Genomic DNA, 19,007 nt, shown 5'->3' with positions numbered 1-19,007 from the left:
TCACCTCAACCACAGCAATGGATGATCAGACAAACACGATGGCACAAAACTCAGCACCGGATGCAGGTAACACCGTCCCGCCAGGGATTATGGAAACCAGTCGCCGAGAGGTTGACTTGACCCTCAACGTGGTAGCCGGAACATTACCCTCCGATTTGCAGGGTCATGTTTTTATTGTTGCGCCCGTGGGTTCCGTCGATGACATCATTAACCCCAAAACTCAAACTATCTCCAAAGAAAAAGGCGGCGATTCCTTCTTAAATGGGGATGGGATGATCTATCGCCTTGATTTTGCTGAAGGCCAAGCCAAAATTCTCGCTCGCCTCGTTAAAACCCCCGACTACTACGCCGATCTTGCCACCCATCCCAAAGCCCCAAACCCCTACCACAAATATCGTTTTGGCAATCATGGCATTGCTCGATTTTCCTTCCGGCTGGGTTTAAGAAACCAACTCAACACCGCATTCTTAACCCTGAAATTTGGCCAAGACAGGAGCGATCGCCTCTTAGTCGCCTACGATGCCGGTCGCCCCTACGAAGTCGATCCCGTCAGCCTAGAAGTTGTCACCCCCGTTGGTTCTAATCAAGATTGGATCGGTGAACTCGATAAGATCCCGATTTTTAAAAAATTCCCCTTTAAAAGCATTCTCAGCACCGCACACCCCGGTTTTGATTATCAAAACGGGACAATGTTCACCGTCAACTACGGGCGATCGCTCTTAAATCTGCTCCTCACCATCCCCCTCATTGATCGGCTGGTGAATTTACCGATCTGGCTCAAAACGATCTTGACAATAGGCTTGGCTGCCTTGATGATCTTCCTGTGGAATAGCTCAGGATTGCTCATTTTAAAAATTCTCGGAACAATTTTATTCCTTTGTATTTTGCTCCTCTTTAATAAACCGCTATTAGCACGTTTTAAACCCATTGGTCGCATGCTGACCGATTTTACCGATCTATTGACCTGGGATGGTCAAAATGATCTACAACGTTGGTCATTGATGGTTAGAAATGCAAAAGGTGAGCTTAAACCCGTCAGTATTGAGCAAACCATCCATCAGGTAGGGGTGACAAAAAATTACATTGTGATCATGGATACTGCCTTTATTGCCGGGATCACTCAACTGCTCAATGGTTTACCCCGCTGGTTTCGCAAACTTTTTGAACGCGATCCCAATCCCGACTCTGCGGTTTATTTGATCCGACGCGCTGATCTCACCACTGCTCAAAACACGGTGATAGTGCGAAAAATTGTCATTCCCCAAGAAGCCGCCCATTTTCTCGTTGATTATGATGATACAGAGGATCAAATTACGCTCCATGTTGCCCATTTAAATGGGATGCAAGTTGCTGATTGGCTCCGGAAATGTGATGTTTCTAAAATCACCGGAGAATCTGTTAAAGCCTATTTACACGGAATGCAGCACGATGAAACTGATCTGGGTCGTGTGGGTCGTTATGTGGTGTGTGGTAAAACCGGCGCATTCTTAACAACACAGGTGCTTGCCCATGCCCGATGTACTTGGGCTGTTGACCTCTATGCCTATCAAGACCGCTACCCCAACGGTGAGCCGGTTCCCCGCCTCCAACAGATCTATTGGGCCTCCTTTGGACTCTGGACAGACCTGATGACCCAATACATTTACAACGCCTATCGTGACTATGAATATCGCCTCATTCCCTTAACGGAAATTCTCGAATTAGCCCGCCAAGGTCAGCCAGCGGCCCTTTTCCGTCTCGATACTGAATCTCTCACCATTGGTGATTACTACAACTTCCCTACCAGCACCATGGCCCTCTCTCCTCAATTTATTCCCCGTGGGGATGAAGCTCTGCCCACAGAGGGTTATCTCTCCTGCATTGTGTTTGAAGGAACCCAAAGCCAGATTTGGATTTTTGACGGGAGCAATCTCAAAAAAGGGCCGGTCTGTAAGTTAGCCCATGAAGAACTCGATATGGGCTTTACCTTACATACCGTATGGTTACGGAGTATTCAGGCCCGACAGTCTGACTATAATGTACAGGTGCGGGCAGATTATCAACCCCTGGTAAGTCAAAATAATCAGCAGATTCAGGAATTGTTTAACGAGGAAATTTACCCCCATTTCCGGGAATAGTGCTGCTTTTTTGGTACAAATCTTTAAAGAAAAAACAGCTTCATGCTCAACTTAACGGGATATGTGATTGGTGAACAAGTTTATGAGAGTCCATCGACGCTCATCTATCGGGGCGAGCGGGAACGCGACCAGGCCCCGGTGATCCTGAAATTCCTCAAAGCCGCCTATCCCACCCTTGAAGAATTGGCGGGCCTGCGACAGGAATACGCCATGCCTAGTCAGATCGACCATCCCCACATCCTCAAACCCTACAGCCTTGAACGGGATGGCAATGGCTTGGTGCTGATCCTCGAAGACTTCGGCGCTCGCTCCCTTTATGACCTCTATCGGGGCATGACGATGCCCTTGGCGGACTTCTTTGGGGTGGCGATCGCCATTGCCCAAGCCCTCGAAGCGATCCACCATGTCCCGATCATCCACAAAGACCTCAAACCCAGCAACATCCTCTATAACCCCAGCAGCAAAACCGTTAAAATTGCCGACTTTGGCATTGCGATCGCCCTCAACCAAGAACAGGCCCACAGCGATGCCCTCTACCTCCTGCAAGGAACCCTCGCCTACCTCTCCCCCGAACAAACGGGGCGGATGAATCGCCTCCTCGATTACCGCACCGATTTTTATTCCTTGGGGGTGACATTCTACGAACTCCTCAGCGGTCAACTCCCCTTCACCAGCACTGACCCGATGGAGTTAGTCCATTGCCACATCGCCAAAACGCCCCCCGCTCTGGAAACCCTCAACCCCGACCTTCCCCCCGTGTTATGCGAATTGGTGCGGATCTTAATGGCAAAAAATGCCGAAGACCGCTACCAAAGCGCGGCGGGGTTAGCCTTTGACCTGGAGCAATGTCAGCAGCAATGGTTAGCAACAGGGCAGATTGAAGCATTGACGTTGAAGGAGCGCGATCGCGATCCCCAACTGCTCATCCCCCAAAAACTCTACGGCCGGGAAACCGAAGTCGCCCAACTGCTCACCGCCTTTGACCGCGTTTCCCAGATTCCCAAAGGGGAAACCCCCCCCAACCCCAGCGAATTGATCCTCGTCGCGGGCTATTCCGGCATCGGGAAAACCGCAATCATCAACGAAGTGCAAAAGCCGATGGTGGCGGCGCGGGGCTACTTCGCAGCGGGGAAATTTGACCAATTCATGCGGAATATCCCCTACGCGGCGTTAATTCAGGTGTTCCAAGACCTGACCCGCCAACTGTTGGGGGAAAGCGATGCTCAACTGGCCCAATGGCGTAGCAAACTGCTCACAGCCCTGGGGGAAAACGGTGTCATTATCCTGGATGTCATCCCCGAGCTAGAGCTAATTATTGGCCCCCAGCCGGAAGTACCGATGCTGGGAATGCAGGAAACAGAAAACCGCTTTAACCGCATTTTTCGTCAGTTCGTCCAGGTGTTTTGTCAGCGGGAACATCCCTTAGTAATTTTCCTCGATGATTTGCAATGGGTGGATTCGGCATCATTGGAGATGCTGGAGTTATTGATCACCGATCCCCAAAGCCATTACTTTTTGTTAATCGGAGCCTATCGCGATAATGAAGTAGGGCCACTCCATCCCCTCACGGAAAGCCTCGAAAAAATCACCGCTGCGGGAACAGTAGTGAATCAGATCACGGTGCAGCCTTTGGGCGTGGAGAGTGTGGCGGCGTTGTTGACGGATACACTCCATGGGGAAGTAGCAGCCTCAGAGCGGGTGCAGCTAACGGAGTTAATTTACAACAAAACCCAAGGGAATCCCTTTTTCCTCACCCAATTATTAAAAACCCTCTACGGAGAGGGATTACTCCACTACGATCCCGCCAGTAATGGCTGGTCTTGGGATATTCGCGAAATTCAGGCCGTCGGCTTAACGGATCTGAATATTCTAGAGTTAATGGCGCGGAATATTGCCAAGTTACCAGTGGCGACGCAGAAGGCGTTAAAGTTGGCGGCTTGTATTGGCAACCGCTTCAGTTTGAAGATTTTAGCGACGATTTGCGAAGAATCTCCCGTAGCGATGGCGGGGATTTTGTGGGCAGCGTTGCAGGTGGGGCTAATTTTGCCCATGGGGGATAATTACCGGATTCCGGCGATTTTTGAGACTGAAGAAGCGGAACGATTGCGGGATGTGGAGGTGGATTATCGCTTTCTCCATGACCGGGTGCAGCAATCCGCCTATAGTTTAATTCCGGAGGTAGGAAAGCAGGAAACCCATCTGCAAATTGGGCGGTTGTTGTTGGCGAGTATGCCCGTGGAGGAGCGCAAGAATAATATTTTTGCGTTGACGAATCAACTGAATATTGGCTTGGGGTTTTTAACTCGTCAGGAAGAGCGGGATGAGCTGGCGGAATTGAACCTGTGGGCGGGGCAACGGGCCAAGCAAAATACTGCCTACGATGCAGCGGAAAATTATCTGCAAGTGGCGGTGGATTTGTTGGCTACCGATGCGTGGGAAAGCCAATATGATTTGTGTTTGGCTATTCATACCAACCTCATCGAAGCAAAATATTTTAATGGCCATTTTACCGAAGCGTTAGCCCTGATTGAAACCCATTTCGCCAAGGCAAAATCACTCCTTGATCAAATCCCCCTCTATGATTTAAAAATCAAAATCTTGATTGCTCAGGGAGAACTGCAAGAAACCTTTGACCTGGGCTTAAGCATTTTAAAGGAGTTGGATGTTGAATTGGTTCAAGAACTGCCCGCAGATTTTGAAATTGGTCAGGTCTTGAATTTGCCGATTATGACTGATCCCTTGAAAAAGGCAGTGATGCAAATTCTGCTCAATATTCAGCCTGCGGCCTTTATCCTCAATACGGGTTTTGGCATACCCGTTGTGTTTACGATGATTACCCTCGCTTGGCAACATGGCAATACGCCCCAATCGGTTTATAGTTACGGATTAAATGGTTGGCTGCTGTGTGGCCCGATGAATGATATTGATTTAGGGTATCAGTTTGGTCAAGTGGCGATGCAATTACTGGATCGTCTCAAGGCTGCTGAATTTAGGGCGAAGGTGTATGCAAATTATGGAGCATCGGTAGCCTGCTGGAAAATACCGATCCGGGAGACGATTCCCATTTTAGAGCGGGGGGTGAAAAGTGGCTTGGAAACGGGGGATTGGGAATTTGCCGGCCATGGGGCGATCTTTTTCTGTGAACATCCTCTCTTTGCAGGGGAGCCACTGGATGCTGTTTTGAAACGGCAGCAATTGCAATTGCAGATGGTGGAAAGCTGTAAGCAGGAATATCAACTGAATTACCTTTCCATTGCTACCCAGTTGGTGATCAATCTCCACTATGAAAATCGCTCTCAAGAATTAGCCGGTGATCTATTTGATGCGGATTTCATGCTTCCCTTATTTTTAGAAACCCAGAATATTAATTCTGTGTTCTATACATTGTTTGGGCAGTTGATGCTGGCTTATTATTTTAAGCAGTATGATCACGGGTTTTCCCTCGCGGCTGAGGCTTGGCAGTATCGGGGGCCATTGTTGGCTTTAATGGTGTTCCCCCAATATATTTTCTATTTTGCGCTCTCGCTGTTGGCACGCTATCCCTATCAAGCACCAGAATCAGAATCGCTCCAGTCTGATCTGTCCCAACTTGAAGGATATTATCAACAGTTGCAGACTTGGGGCCATCATGTTCCTGAAAATTATCACAATAAATGTCTGCTCATTCAGGCGGAAAAGGCGCGGGTTTTAGGTCAAACCGTTGAAGCGATGGCGTTTTATGATCAGGCGATCGCCACTGCTCAATCAGCCGGGTTTGTTCAGGAGGAGGCGATCGCCTATGAACGGGCAGGGGATTTCTACCTAGCCCTCGGACGGCAAAAAATTGGGGAACTCTACCTCACCGAAGCCTACTACACCTATATCCGTTGGGGAGCCGTGGCCAAAGTCCGGGCCCTCGAAAAAGAATACCCCCACATCTTCAACATCATCCGCCGTCAACAACGCCAAGCCGCCGGCCCCGAACAAACCACCACCGCCACCATCGTCACCAGCAACAGCAACCCCCTCGAACAATTGGATCTGCCGACTGTTATGGAAGCGGCCCAAACCATTTCCAAAGAAATTGTCCTCAGCCGCCTCCTCAAAAAACTGCTGACGATCATCATGGAAAACGCCGGAGCCGACCATGGGGTATTAATGCTCTGCCAAGATGAAATGTTGCTGATTCAAGCTGTGGGCCAGGTGAATCAAAGCGATATTGAAATTCGCCAAACCATCCCCGTTAACGCCAACGAAACCTTTCCCCAAAGCGTCGTGCAATACGTTCGCCGCACTCAGGAAACCGTTGTCCTCAGCAACGCCTATCGCAGCGGTCGCTTCACCCAAGACCCCTACATTGTCGAATATCAAGTTTGCGCGATTCTCTGCGCCCCCATCCTCTATCAAGGACAACTCAAAGGCATCATCTACCTCGAAAACCGTCAACTCCCCGACACCTTCACCCAAGACCGTTGCCTGATCCTCGATGTCCTCACCGCCCAAGCTGCCATCTCGATCACCAATGCCCGCCTCTATGAACAAATTGAGGAATACGCCCAAACCCTAGAAGCACAAGTCCAAGCCCGTACCCAAGAACTCACCACCAATAACCAACGGCTTCAGGAAGAAATTCACCAACGGGAAATTGTCGAAGAAGCACTGATGGAAGCCAACGCCCAACTCAATCGCCTCGCCTCCCTTGATGGCCTCACCCACATCGCCAACCGCCGCGCCTTTGATCACTACCTGTCCGATGAATGGGCCTTTGCCTACCAACAACAGCATCCTGTGGCCCTGATCCTCTGTGATGTGGATGAGTTCAAAGCCTATAACGATCACTATGGCCATTTGAGTGGCGATCGCACCCTCCGGGAAATTGCCCAAATCCTCCAGGACAGTTTACCCCGCCCAACGGATCTGGCGGCTCGCTATGGGGGGGAAGAATTTGCCCTGGTGCTGTCGGGTTTTGATGAAGCGAAAGCTTTAGAGGTGGCGAAAAAAATTCAAATCGCCCTCCAAACAGTGGCCATTCCTCACGATGTTTCAAGGGTCAGCACTCGGATCACCATCAGCATGGGCATTGCTTCCCTCACCCCTCCCCCCCATAGCCTGCCCAGTTTGCTGATCGAAACCGCCGACCAAGCCTTGTATATGGCCAAACAACAGGGGCGCGATCGCTATTGGTTGGCCTCAGATCTACAGCCCTCACCCTAAATCACCCGCTCATTGCCCCCATCGATGGGGATTTGCGCCCCGGTAGTACAGGCGAAGAGGGGCGTACAAAGGGCGATCGCCACATCTGCCACCGCCGCGCTCGTCACCTCCACCTTGAGCAGATTATTCGTTTTATAATCCGCTACGCTCAAACCATAATGGGCCGCCCGGGCTTGTAGCACCTCTTCTGTCCAAATCCCCGTATCAAATACACCGTTTGGATGTACTGCGTTAATCCGGATACCATCCCCGCCCCATTCCAAGGCCGCCACCCGCATCAATTGCGTTAACGCTGCCTTGGCCGCCGAATAGGCCGCCACCCCCGGCCCCGGAGCCGGCACATTTTTAGAACCAATCACCACCACCCGGCCCCCCTGGGGAGCGAATTTTAAACAGGGGTAGAGTTCCCGCAACAGCGTTAAATTGGCATCGAGATTAATCGCCATCACCTTACGCCAATGGTCGAGATCGAGATGGGCGATCGCCCGACTGGGGGGGAAAATCCCCGCATTCAGTACCACCAGATCCACACCGCCAAACTGACGCACTGCCTTTTCTAGGGCGGTACTAATGGCCCCCTCATCGGTCAAATCGCAGGGAATGCCGCAAAAATCCGGCCGGTCAAATAAACCGACAATGGCGGGGTCAATATCCAACCCCACCACCGCCGCCCCTTTTTTGAGCAATGCCTCCGCGCAGGCCTTCCCAATCCCCGACGCAGCCCCCGTCACCAGGGCAATTTCCCCGGTAAACTGCGGCGGATTGCCCCCTTTGCGCAGTTTCGCCTGTTCCAAATCCCAATATTCCACCGCAAACAGATCCGCCGCCGGTAACGCCTGATAGCCCCCCAAGGCCGTAGCTTGGCTGATTACATCAATGGTGTGGTCGTAGATATCCGCCACAATGGCCGCCGCCTGCACCGATCTTCCCACCGTACAAAGGCCCCATTCCGGGTCAAGGATGACGCGGGGCGCAGGATCGAGCATCGTTAGGCCCGGTTGGGCATGGGTTTGGAAATAGGCTTGATATTCGCTCTTGTAGGCCGCTACATCGCGACCGATCAGAGGTAGCCGTTTCGTGCGGATCACATGATCGGGAGTCGCTGGCCCCTGCTGGCTAATAGTAGTGAGATCCCCCCGTTGGGCAAAGGCGAGGGTTTTCGGCGTGGTATGGGTGGCGAGGATCACCGGAAAGCCAGCGGTTTGGGAGAGATCGTAACGGAGTTGAGCTAAATTTTGGCGAGTATCTTGATGGGAAACTGTGCCAGGGGTGAAGGATTGAATTGCCCCCTGTTGGGCCAGGTAGGTTTCCGCCATCGCCACCAGTTCGATCATGCGATCGTAGGATTCCTTGGCCGTCGCCCCAAAGGAAAAAATGCCATGGTTCATCAACACCATGCCCAGGGTTTGCGGCCCCGCTTCAGCGGTGAATTTTTCGGCACAAAGGCGGGCGAGGTCAAAGCCGGGCATCACATAGGGGATAATCACGAGGCGATCGCCATAGATCTCCTCAATCCGCTCCCACCCATTGGCGGTATTTGTCACCGTCACCACCGCATCGGCATGGGTGTGATCCACATATTTATAGGGGAGGATGGCATGGAGGATCGTCTCCACCGAAGGCGAGGGGGCGCTGGCATTGGTCATTTGGGTTTTAAGCTCATTGACCATTTGGGGATCACTGAGGCGATCGAGCTTGGCCAATTTGAGTAAATGGGCCATCCGTACCGGCGCAAACCCCGCCGCCTCAATGGTGGCCAGATCCCACCCACTACCTTTCACATAGAGAATTTCCTCCGATTCCCCGACAATATTAGTTTCTGTCACCTTCACCGACGTATTCCCCCCCCCATGGAGGACAAGGCTCGGATCTTGGCCCAAGAGGCGGGAGCTATAGACGCGCAGGTCTAAATCGGTTTGATATTGGGCAGCTTCAGCGGGGTTCCAACGGTTTTCCATGGGGGATTTAGGGGGGGGTAAATTCGGCTTTTACTCTATCAAAAAGTGGGGAGTGGGGAGTGGGGAGTGGGGAGGGTGAGGTGGAGACTACCGCGAATATGCGTAAAATTACGGTAATTCTTGGTTAGCCTTACTATTTCTATTTATAGTTGGGGAGAGATTAAGCCTAATTTGCCATGCACTATGCTTGTTCACGGATCGGAACGCTTGCTCTGGCGATCCCGATGAGCCTACCGATTCTCTTCACGGTTCCCCATGCTCAGGCTCAAACCCTTTCCCCTCAACCCGCTCTAGTCCAAGCCGAACCGACCCCTTCAACGCTGTTGCCTCGCTTCACGGGCCAGTTTGAGACGGGTTTGGGGGAAGCCTACGGCCATACCCTTTGGGGAATTCAGGGTTTTATCCCCTTTGCTCAAACCCCTGAACTGAATACGTTTTTTGCTGAGGCTCGCCTCTTAGGGTTTGCTGAGGATCAATGGGGGGGAAATTTCCGGTTGGGTTATCGGGAATATCTGCCCACGGCGGATCTCGTTTGGGGGGGTTATGTGGGTTACGATCTGCGGCGCACCCGTTTTAAACAAAGTTTTCACCAATTGGGTTTTGGCGGAGATCTCCAAGGTTCCCGATGGGTGGGGCGGTTTAATGGTTATCTGCCGGTGGGCGATCGCCGCCGTCAGGTTGCCCAAAATCAAGGGGCAATCATCCAAAACCAAGGAACAAATTTCCGGTTTACCGGGGAACGTTTGCTCTATGACCTGCTCCGACAAAAGACGTTAACGACAACACGCCAATTTCAAACCGCTGTAGCAGGGTGGGATCTGGAGGCGGGTTATCCGTTATGGGCTTGGGAAACGGGCCGTATTTATAGTTATTGGGGTGTTTATGGGTTGAATATTCCCCGCAATGGCCGCTATTTGGGAATGCGGGGGCGGTTGTTGGGGGAGTTTAATCATCGCTGGACAGCGGGGATCACGGTCTCGACGGATGGCCATTTTGGGACGCAGTTAACGGTGAAATTGGGGGCAATTTTAGGGGGACAATCCACCAAGGCCGATCCCTCCCCAACGGTGTTGGCGCGTTTGGGGCGCGGGGTGGAGCGGCAAGAGGCGATCGCCCTGGATCATCAGCAGGAGGTGACGACAACGGTGATACGCGATCGCCTCAATGATCAAATCGCCCGCAATCCCGTGACTGGGGAATTTTGGCGCTTTCTCCATGTGACGGGGGGAGCCGTGGGGGGAGATGGGACGTTTGAAAATCCCTTTGGGGAAGTGACCGCCGGGGTGGCGATCGCCCAATCCGCTGGTAATGATGTGATCTATGTCAATGCCGGCACAAATCCGGGCATGGCGGGTTTTATCATCCCGGATCAGGTGCGGGTGCTTTCCACTGGAGTCGTTCAATCCCTCGATATTGCCGATGTGGGTCAGGTGCAATTACCCGGATCAGGCACAGGAACCCTGCCCCGTTTAGACGGGGCGACGATTACCACGGGCGGGTTTACAGGTCGGGTGGCGATGGGGAACAATAGCCAACTTTCTGGCTTTAACGTGATCACGACTGGTGTTAATCAGCGCGGCGTAATCGGCGTAAATGTCAGTAACGCAACCATTGATCGCAATAACATCCGTACCGAAGGCAATAATCAATCCCATGGCATTTCCCTCCATGGCAACGGTGGCGGCACAGTGAGCAATACGATTATTACCGGCAACCGGATCACCACAACCGGCAGCAATGGTGAAGGGATGTATCTTCATGCCAACGGCGGTACGATCCGCAATACCACGATTACCGGCAATGGCGTTGAAGCAGTGAATTTTAATAGCGATGGCATTTTTCTGCGGGCGGATAATGGTGGCACATTCAGCGGGGCGATGGTTGCCAACAATACCGTCACCACCGCTGGCTCTGCCGCCCGTGGTATTTTTATTTCTACACAAAACAGCACCCTCAATGATGTGATTGTTTCTGGAAATACCGTCACCACAACCGGCCCTAACGATGCTATTGGTGATTCCACAGGTGTTTTTCTGCGCAGCAATGCCAATGGAATTTTGCGGGATGTCACCGTTGTCGGCAATACTGTCTCAACGGCGGGCAATCTGGCACAGGGGATTTTTGTGTTTAGTAATGGCGGGGGATCGTTAACGAATGTGGGTATTACGAACAATCTCATTCAACAGGCGGGGCAGCATAGCGTTTTTGTCCAAACCAATAACGCCGCCGGTAATGTTTGTATTGCCACCTTTACGGGGAATCGCAGCGATAACCCCGGTGTATTCGCGGGCGGGGATGATTTGAATGTGGCCGTTTTTGGAGGATCAACGGTGAATTTTGTCGGCTTTGGGAATGTGGGGGCGAATAATAGTGGTTTTGGGGCGATCGCCGGCTCACCCACCGGCCAACCCCCCAGTTGTCCCTAAGCCAAGGGAGAGCACGCCAAAACTTCGGGGTTTGTCCATAGGATGGAGTTAACCCTTCACTATTTTTTCACAAGATTTGGTTAGGATTTATACGCTTTCCGAAAATTTATAGGTCGTTTGTCCTATGAGTTGTTCGCTGTGATCCTAATAAACTTGAGAACACCGTGATAAAACCAGCCTTCAAACCCACATCAACATGGCCGCTCCGTGTCGTGTTAATTGTGCCTTTTGTGTTGCAAATTGTTGGCGCAGTGGCTTTAGTGGGTTACTTGTCCTACCGTAACGGTCAGCAGGCCGTGCAAGACCTCGCAGCAAACCTGATCACAGAAAAGGCGAATGTGATCAACCAACATTTAGATGGGTATTTAGCTATTCCTCAATCTCTCAATGCAATTAATGCTGAAGTGATCCAGAAGGGCTTACTGGATGTGAGCGATCGCCCCGCCATGATCCAATACTTTTGGAGCCAAATGCAGGCCCATGACCTCACTTACTTGGGCATGGGCCTCACCACCGAAGGAGGGGTAGGGGTGGCCCGCTACGATGGCACAACGATCACCCTTGATGATTGGAGTGGAGAGCCAACAGACAACATTATGACCTATGCCAGTGATGCGGAAGGCAACCCCACAGCATTGCTGAGTCGGTGGACTTGGAACAACCTTGAGGAATCTTGGTACACCGAACCCATTGCGGCGAAGAAGCCCATCTGGAGCGACATTGTGATCTCACTTTTTCCCACAGGTCCCTATGTGGCTGCCTCCGCCAGTCAACCGATTTACAACGCCCAAGGGGAACTTCTGGGCATGATTGCCGCTGACATTCACCTCTTAAAACTCAGTGACTTTCTGAAAGCACTGTATGTACAAAATTCGACACCAGTATTTATTCTGGAGCGAGATGGCAACCTCATCGCCAACTCTGGCGAGATAGCCCCTTTCAAAGTTGAAGGGGATCAGATTGAACGGGTAAAGGCGATCGCCAGCCCTGACCCAGTGATCAGCGCCATTGCTCAAGCTATTACTGAACGTTTTGGCGATCTCCACAGGATTACAAAAGAAAACACCCTTAGCATCCGTCATGCCGATACAACCTATTTTGTGAATGTTCAACCTTGGCAAGATGAATATGGCTTAAATTGGTTGGTGGTGGTGGCGATTCCTGAATCAACCTTTATGGGGGAAATCCACCGCAATACTCAAACAACTGTTTTACTCTGTCTTGCTGCCTTAGCGGTTACTTCTTTGATGGGTCTGTTCACCAGCCGCTGGATCGCCCATCCCATTGCTCACCTCAACAGCGCGAGTCAAGCCGTTGCCGCTGGCAATTTTGCCCAAACCCTTCCCTCTAGCCCCATTCAGGAATTACAAGGCCTGTCTAACTCCTTTAATGCCATGGCGATCCAACTGCAAACCTCCTTTCAAGCCTTAGAGGAAAGTCGGGAAGATCTGGAAAAGCGGGTTCAATTACGAACGGCTGAACTACAGGACACACTTCTAGAATTACAACGGAGTCAAAGCCAGGTGATTCAAAGTGAGAAAATGTCCAGCCTAGGGCAGTTGGTGGCCGGCGTTGCCCATGAAATTAATAACCCCGTGAACTTCATCCATGGCAACCTGACCCATGTGCAGCGATACACCGAGGATTTACTGGCTTTTGTGGCTCTTGTGGCAGAACAGTATCCCGAACCCCTACCTGTCTTGGCAGCAGCGGAGGAAGAGTTGGATTTAGAATTTTTGCAGGAGGATCTACCCAAAACCCTCACATCAATGCGGTTAGGGACAGACCGCATTCGTCAGATTGTGCTATCCCTGCGCAATTTTTCCCGTACCGATGAGGCGGATTTTAAGGCGGTTCAACTCGATGAGGGGATTGATAGCACCTTAATGATTCTCCAACATCGCCTCAAGGCTAAACCAGAACGCCCAGCAATTCAGGTCGAAAAAAATTATGGCCCGTTGCCGCTAATTCCCTGCTATGCAGGGCAGTTGAATCAGGTGTTCATGAATATTTTGAGTAATGCCATTGATGCTTTGGAGGAAAAAGGGGCGGGGTTGAGCTATCAAGAAATTGAAGCTGACCCCCACCAGATCACGATTACCACGGGATTGATAGCCGCAGATCAAGACGGTAAGCAATGGGTGAAGGTGGCGATCGCCGACAATGGCCCTGGCATTCCCCCAGAGACTCAATCCCTGATCTTTAACCCCTTTTTCACCACCAAACCCATCGGCAAAGGAACAGGGATGGGGATGTCGATCAGCTATCAAATTGTTACCGAAAAGCATGGGGGAATGTTGACCTGCGATTCTAGCCCTGACCGGGGAACAACATTCATGATCACGATTCCCCTCGTCAAGGAGAATAGCCAATCCCTCACTTAAAGGTGTGAGGCTGCCGGGGAGTTTAATCACGTTGCTCTCCCCGTCATAATAACTCCCGCCGTCCCTCCAAGGCGCGGGCTAACGTCACCTCATCGGCATATTCCAAATCCCCCCCCATGGGTAGCCCGAAGGCAATTTGCGTCACCTTCGCAAAGGGCTTCACCAATTGGCTAATGTAAAGCGTCGTCGTTTCCCCCTCAATACTGGGGCTAATGGCGAGGATAATTTCTGTCGTTTCCGGCTGACTGGCCCGGCGGATCAAGGGCTGAATCGTTAACTGATCGGGGCCAATCCCCTCCATGGGGGAAATCACCCCCCCTAAAACATGGTATCGCCCCCGATACTCGCGGGTTTTTTCCAACGCAATCACATCCCGGGAATCCGCCACCACACAGATCGTATGCTGATCTCGATTGCGATCGCGGCAGATCGTACAGACCGGATCCGCCGACAAATGAAAACAAGTTTGGCAAACCCCCACCTGCTGCCGGGCATTCACAATCGCCTCCGCTAGCGCTTGCGCCTCATCAGCGGGGCGTTTCAAAATATGCAGAGCAAGGCGTTGAGCCGTTTTCGGGCCAACACTGGGTAATTTTTGCAATTGCTCAATCAACCGAGCCAAGGGTGGGGTATAAATAACAATTCTCCTCTGATCAAGTGAAGGGGGCTGCGATCGCCATCCCCAAAGATTAAAGATCAATAGAACGCGCCAACACCCCGCTCCCACAACTGGGGAGAGCGGTTCGGGGGGTGGCTCCGGCCATGATTAGATCTGGGATGGCGATTAAACACAACCCCAGACGGAGACCCCTCCCCAAGACATTGGAAAGGGATAGATTGAACGCTCCTCAGGAATAAAAACAGATTACTCGTCGTCGTCAGAGTCATTCAAAGGTTTGAGGTGAATATGCTTTCGCCCGAGGGTGATTTCAAATTCGTCCCCTGGATTGAGGCCCATTTTCTTGGTATAGGCAGAACCAATCAGCAAATTGCCGTTGGATTGTACAGTGATGCGATAGCTTGCTGAACGGCCACCACGACCATTGCCATTTCCCGAACCATCTAGAACAATTCCTTCCGCTGCAATCAGAGCTTTAAGGAATTTCATCATATTCACCCGCTCGATGCCATTCTTGGTTAGGGTGTAATAACCACAGGCTTTCGCCTTTTCGTCCTTACTGAGGCTACCGAGTTCTTTGACTTTGTTGACGAGTTCTTCACCCGTCAGGGGGGTTGGATTGGTCTTTTTGCTCATTAATAGCTTGGGATAATTCAGTGATAATGTTGGGTATCCTTGCCGTGGTTGTCTGAACCATCACCAACGATACCCGATTAACAATGCTGCAATCACAGCATGACAATCATGGATTTGATAAATCCATCGAACTACAATCTATCATAAGTTAGTCAATCACTGTTCAATCCCTGAACAAAAAGATTGCGGGTATAATCTCAATCCTTTCTTGACCCATTGATCCAGTTGGGCAGTTATCGCAATCGGATCGGCTTTTTGAAGGTGAGACGAGCATCTTGCCCATCCAGGGGGGAGAAATTTTCAGTCTTCACACCGGATCGGGATACTAGCATATTTGGTTCTATGAAACTGACAACTCGCGCCCATTACAGCGTTAAGGCCCTGCTTGATTTGACCTTACAGCCCAAGCATAAACCGATTTCGGTGATGGCGATCGCCCAACGTCAAGATATTCCCGCCCCTTATTTGGAAAAATTATTGATTGAATTACGACGGGCGGGTTTAGTCTATTCGATTCGCGGCCCCCAAGGGGGTTATTGTTTAGCCTGCCCGCCCGCCCAGATTTCCCTGGGGCAAATTTTGGCCGCTGTGGGGGAAACAATCAACCCCCTACCCCACCATCAACCCCAACGCGACCAAGCCACAGATTGGGTTACTTACTGGCTTTGGCAACGTCTGGATGATCAACTGACCCAGGCCCTCAATCGGATGACATTGGCTGACCTTTACTACGATGCCCGCAGCCAAGCCGCCAGCCAAAATAATCAGGATCAATTTGTGGTTTAAGGAAGGTCAAAGAGCAGCACTTCTGCGTCAGTAATCGCCGTGAGGTTTAAGTCTGTAGTTTCACGGATTGCCACCCCATCCCCCGCATTCAAGGGTAGATCATTGAGGAGCAATTCCCCCCGTGCCACCTGAAGCCAACCATAGCGAGCGGGATCAAGCTGAGTGGCGATCGCCCCTCCCGCCGAAATTCTGCCCGCATAAAGGTTCATATCCTGCTGCACAGGAATCGTGCCATCACGACCATCCCCCGTAACCACAAGATGGAGTTGTCCCGGCTCTGCCGCAATGGGGAAAGTTTGCTGGGCATAGCGAGGGGTGATCCCGGTTTTATTGGGGACAATCCAAATTTGTAATAAATGGGTAGATTCTTGCTCCGAGGGGTTATATTCACTGTGTTGAATCCCCGTCCCGGCGCTCATCTGTTGCACTTCACCGGGGCGGATGACTGAGCCAGTGCCGAGGCTATCTTGATGCTCCAAGGCTCCACTGAGGACATAGGTAATAATTTCCATATCCTGATGGCCATGGGTGGGAAACCCGCCTAAGGGTGCGATGCGATCTTCATTGATCACCCGTAAGCTACGAAATCCCATCTGATTGGGATCATAATACCCTGCAAAGGAAAAACTATGATAGGAATCGAGCCAACCATGGTTAGCATGGCCGCGATCGCCACTTTTACGAACTTGCAACATGATCATCTCCAAACTGTCAAGGGTTTTGGACAAGAGCGCCTGACTCACAGGCGGATCCTGCCCATCTCAGACTTCAAGGGGTAAAAAGTCAATTCTAGGCAAGGCTGCTATGGGAGCCATCACAAAAGGGCTGATTTTTACTGTATTTACAGTTACACAGTGCCGCCTTTTTTGCAGCTTCCACTACAAATTTGACCGGAGCCAAGCCAGTACCTTTATGCTGACCATCGCAAAAAGGTTGATTTTCCGATTGACCGCAACTGCACCAAAAATAAGTACCCGGTTCTAAATCTAAAACGGCGGGTTGACGATCAAAAATAACTGGTTCAGTCATGGATCTCCTCTCAATGGGGTTGAATTCAAGCTGTTTTTAAGCTGATTTCACTCTAGCCTGTTTACAATAGATTTAAACAGTACGCACTAAAAAGTAAGGTAGTACCCAAAAAGATACTATGGCAATGATCGAAACGACGACGAAACACGTCCACTGTGCCGTTGAGCGCACGTTACAGGTAATTGGCGGCCGCTGGAAAGTGTTGATTTTACGGGAACTGTTTCAAGGGGTGCAGCGGTTTGGTCAATTGCAACGCGCTCTCACCGGGATCACGCAAAAAATGCTCACGCAACAACTGCGGGAGTTAGAAGCTGATGGTATTGTCCATCGGCAAGTTTATCCCCAAGTCCCCCCCAAGGTAGAATACTCCCTCACCCCTTTGGGGGAAAGCCTTCAACCGATCCTCGATGTCATGCACCAATGGGGCAGCCAACATCAAGCGGTGGAAAGTTTAGAGCAACAGGGGATCAAAGGGGAGTGATGTCAACGGCTTGCACAGCAAGGGAAAGAAACCAACTATGGAACTCCGTGAAAATATTTCAATGGCCGTGCGGACATTGCTTAATTACCGGCTACGAACGGCGTTAACGATGCTGGGGATTGTGATTGGCAATGCCTCGGTGATTACGATGGTGGGCATTGGCCAGGGGGCGCAACGGTTAGCCGAGGATGAGTTTGCGACGTTGGGGCCCAATACGCTGTTTGTTGTGCCGGGATCCCAACGGGAGCGACGCACGACGTTTGAATTGCCTCAAACTTTGGTATTGGCCGATGCAGAGGCGATCGCCACCCAAGTGCCAGCGGTGGATCTCGTCGCCCCCCAACTGGTAGCCCAACGGGTGATCACCCGCTTGGGGCGCAATGTTAACCATCAAGTCATTGGCACAACGCCGGAATTTCTCGCCGTGCGCAGTTTTGCCATTGACCAAGGGCGCTTTATCACCGCCAATGATGTCACCCGCAATGCTCGCATCGTCGTATTGGGGAGCGACACCGCCGAACGCCTCTTTGGGTTTGAATCCCCCCTAGGGGAGCGGGTGCGGGTAGGGAATGTCAGTTTTGAGGTGGTGGGGGTGATGGCGGCGAAGGGGTCGGCCTTTGGGGAAAACCAGGATGAGGTGGTCTATTTGCCTATCACCACGATGTCCAATCAGGTGACGGGGAACACCTCCCCCTATGGGATGCAGGTGACATTTATTTCCATCCGCGCCAAGGATGAGCGCAGTGTAAGCGCCGCTCAGTTTCAGATTGAAAACCTGTTGCGGATTCGCCATCAAATTACCGGCGATGATGATTTTGGCGTGCAGACGCAGCAGGATATTTTGGGGATTGTCACCAGGGTGACGGGGGGGCTAACGCTGATGCTGGTGGCGATCGCCGCCATTTCCCTCATCGTCGGCGGCATTGGGGTGATGAATATTATGCTCGTTTCCGTCACAGAACGCACCCAAGAAATCGGCCTGCGTAAGGCCTTGGGGGCAAAGGCAGCCAATATCCTCACCCAATTTCTCATTGAAGCGGTGATCGTTTCCGCCATTGGTGGGGTTTTTGGCACAGTGATCGGCGCGGCAGGGGTGACACTGTTGGCGGTGACAACCCCCTTGAAATCCACCGTTTCCCCGGTAGCTGTGGTGATTGCCGTCAGTGTATCGGGGGGAATTGGCCTATTTTTTGGCGTGATCCCCGCACGGCGGGCGGCGCAATTGGATCCGATTGTGGCGTTACGGAGTTTGTAGACCCTCACCCTAAATCCCTCTCCCAAGAGGGGAGAGGGACTTTGAATTGTCCCCTCACCCTAAATCCCTCTCCCAAGTCGGGCGAGGGACTTTAAATCCGGCTCCCCTTCTCCCTTTTTGGGA

12 protein-coding genes are annotated in these 19,007 nt (G+C 51.5%); 7 read left to right on the top strand and 5 right to left on the bottom strand.

Annotated elements, in window-relative coordinates:
• Positions 1–38 precede the first annotated feature (38 nt).
• Positions 39–2,117: a carotenoid oxygenase family protein gene (locus VB712_RS02675; protein WP_323251854.1), complete on the top strand. Its 2,079-nt coding sequence runs from the start codon at positions 39–41 to the stop codon at positions 2,115–2,117.
• Between the two features lie 42 nt (positions 2,118–2,159).
• Positions 2,160–7,310, top strand: a complete 5,151-nt coding sequence (locus VB712_RS02670; RefSeq protein WP_323251852.1) for a diguanylate cyclase domain-containing protein — start codon at positions 2,160–2,162, stop codon at positions 7,308–7,310.
• On the opposite strand, the gene VB712_RS02665 is transcribed toward VB712_RS02670, so the two are convergent.
• Positions 7,307–9,268 (bottom strand): bifunctional aldolase/short-chain dehydrogenase, encoded by a 1,962-nt coding sequence (locus tag VB712_RS02665; RefSeq protein WP_323251850.1) that lies wholly within the window; start codon positions 9,266–9,268, stop codon positions 7,307–7,309. The two genes, VB712_RS02670 and VB712_RS02665, sit on opposite strands and share 4 nt — an antisense overlap.
• Before the next feature lie 224 nt (positions 9,269–9,492).
• Between VB712_RS02665 and VB712_RS02660 the strand changes: the two genes are divergently transcribed.
• Together VB712_RS02660 and VB712_RS02655 are read left to right on the top strand one after the other, a co-directional pair.
• A complete protein-coding gene (locus tag VB712_RS02660; protein WP_323251848.1) occupies positions 9,493–11,694 on the top strand; it encodes a right-handed parallel beta-helix repeat-containing protein in 2,202 nt (733 codons plus the stop codon).
• A gap of 164 nt (positions 11,695–11,858) precedes the next feature.
• Positions 11,859–14,078, top strand: coding sequence for an ATP-binding protein (locus VB712_RS02655; RefSeq protein WP_323251847.1), 2,220 nt, complete (start codon positions 11,859–11,861; stop codon positions 14,076–14,078).
• Positions 14,079–14,121: 43 nt separating this feature from the next.
• Here VB712_RS02655 and recR read toward each other — a convergent pair whose 3' ends face one another.
• Positions 14,122–14,715 (bottom strand): recombination mediator RecR, encoded by a 594-nt coding sequence (gene recR / locus VB712_RS02650; RefSeq protein ID WP_416236229.1) that lies wholly within the window; start codon positions 14,713–14,715, stop codon positions 14,122–14,124.
• A gap of 228 nt (positions 14,716–14,943) precedes the next feature.
• Complete coding sequence (locus tag VB712_RS02645) at positions 14,944–15,333, bottom strand: AbrB family transcriptional regulator (protein ID WP_323251844.1); 390 nt, start codon at positions 15,331–15,333, stop codon at positions 14,944–14,946.
• 342 nt (positions 15,334–15,675) lie between these two features.
• Here VB712_RS02645 and VB712_RS02640 point away from each other — a divergent pair, with 342 nt between their 5' ends.
• Positions 15,676–16,119, top strand: coding sequence for an Rrf2 family transcriptional regulator (locus VB712_RS02640; protein ID WP_323251843.1), 444 nt, complete (start codon positions 15,676–15,678; stop codon positions 16,117–16,119).
• Here the strand turns inward: VB712_RS02640 and VB712_RS02635 are convergent.
• Positions 16,116–16,814: a pirin family protein gene (locus VB712_RS02635; protein ID WP_323251841.1), complete on the bottom strand. Its 699-nt coding sequence runs from the start codon at positions 16,812–16,814 to the stop codon at positions 16,116–16,118. The two genes, VB712_RS02640 and VB712_RS02635, sit on opposite strands and share 4 nt — an antisense overlap.
• 94 nt (positions 16,815–16,908) lie before the next feature.
• Positions 16,909–17,148: a CDGSH iron-sulfur domain-containing protein gene (locus VB712_RS02630; RefSeq protein ID WP_323251840.1), complete on the bottom strand. Its 240-nt coding sequence runs from the start codon at positions 17,146–17,148 to the stop codon at positions 16,909–16,911.
• 118 nt (positions 17,149–17,266) lie between these two features.
• On the opposite strand from VB712_RS02630, the gene VB712_RS02625 reads away from it, so the two are divergent.
• Both VB712_RS02625 and VB712_RS02620 read left to right on the top strand, forming a co-directional pair.
• Positions 17,267–17,629, top strand: a complete 363-nt coding sequence (locus VB712_RS02625) for a helix-turn-helix domain-containing protein (protein WP_323251838.1) — start codon at positions 17,267–17,269, stop codon at positions 17,627–17,629.
• Positions 17,630–17,666: 37 nt separating this feature from the next.
• Complete coding sequence (locus VB712_RS02620) at positions 17,667–18,884, top strand: ABC transporter permease (RefSeq protein WP_323251836.1); 1,218 nt, start codon at positions 17,667–17,669, stop codon at positions 18,882–18,884.
• Positions 18,885–19,007: the final 123 nt, after the last annotated feature.

Origin of the sequence: Spirulina sp. CCNP1310 (genome assembly GCF_034932185.1) — a bacterium.
Lineage (GTDB): Bacteria > Cyanobacteriota > Cyanobacteriia > Cyanobacteriales > Spirulinaceae > Spirulina.
This window is presented reverse-complemented; position numbering and strand designations above follow the sequence as displayed.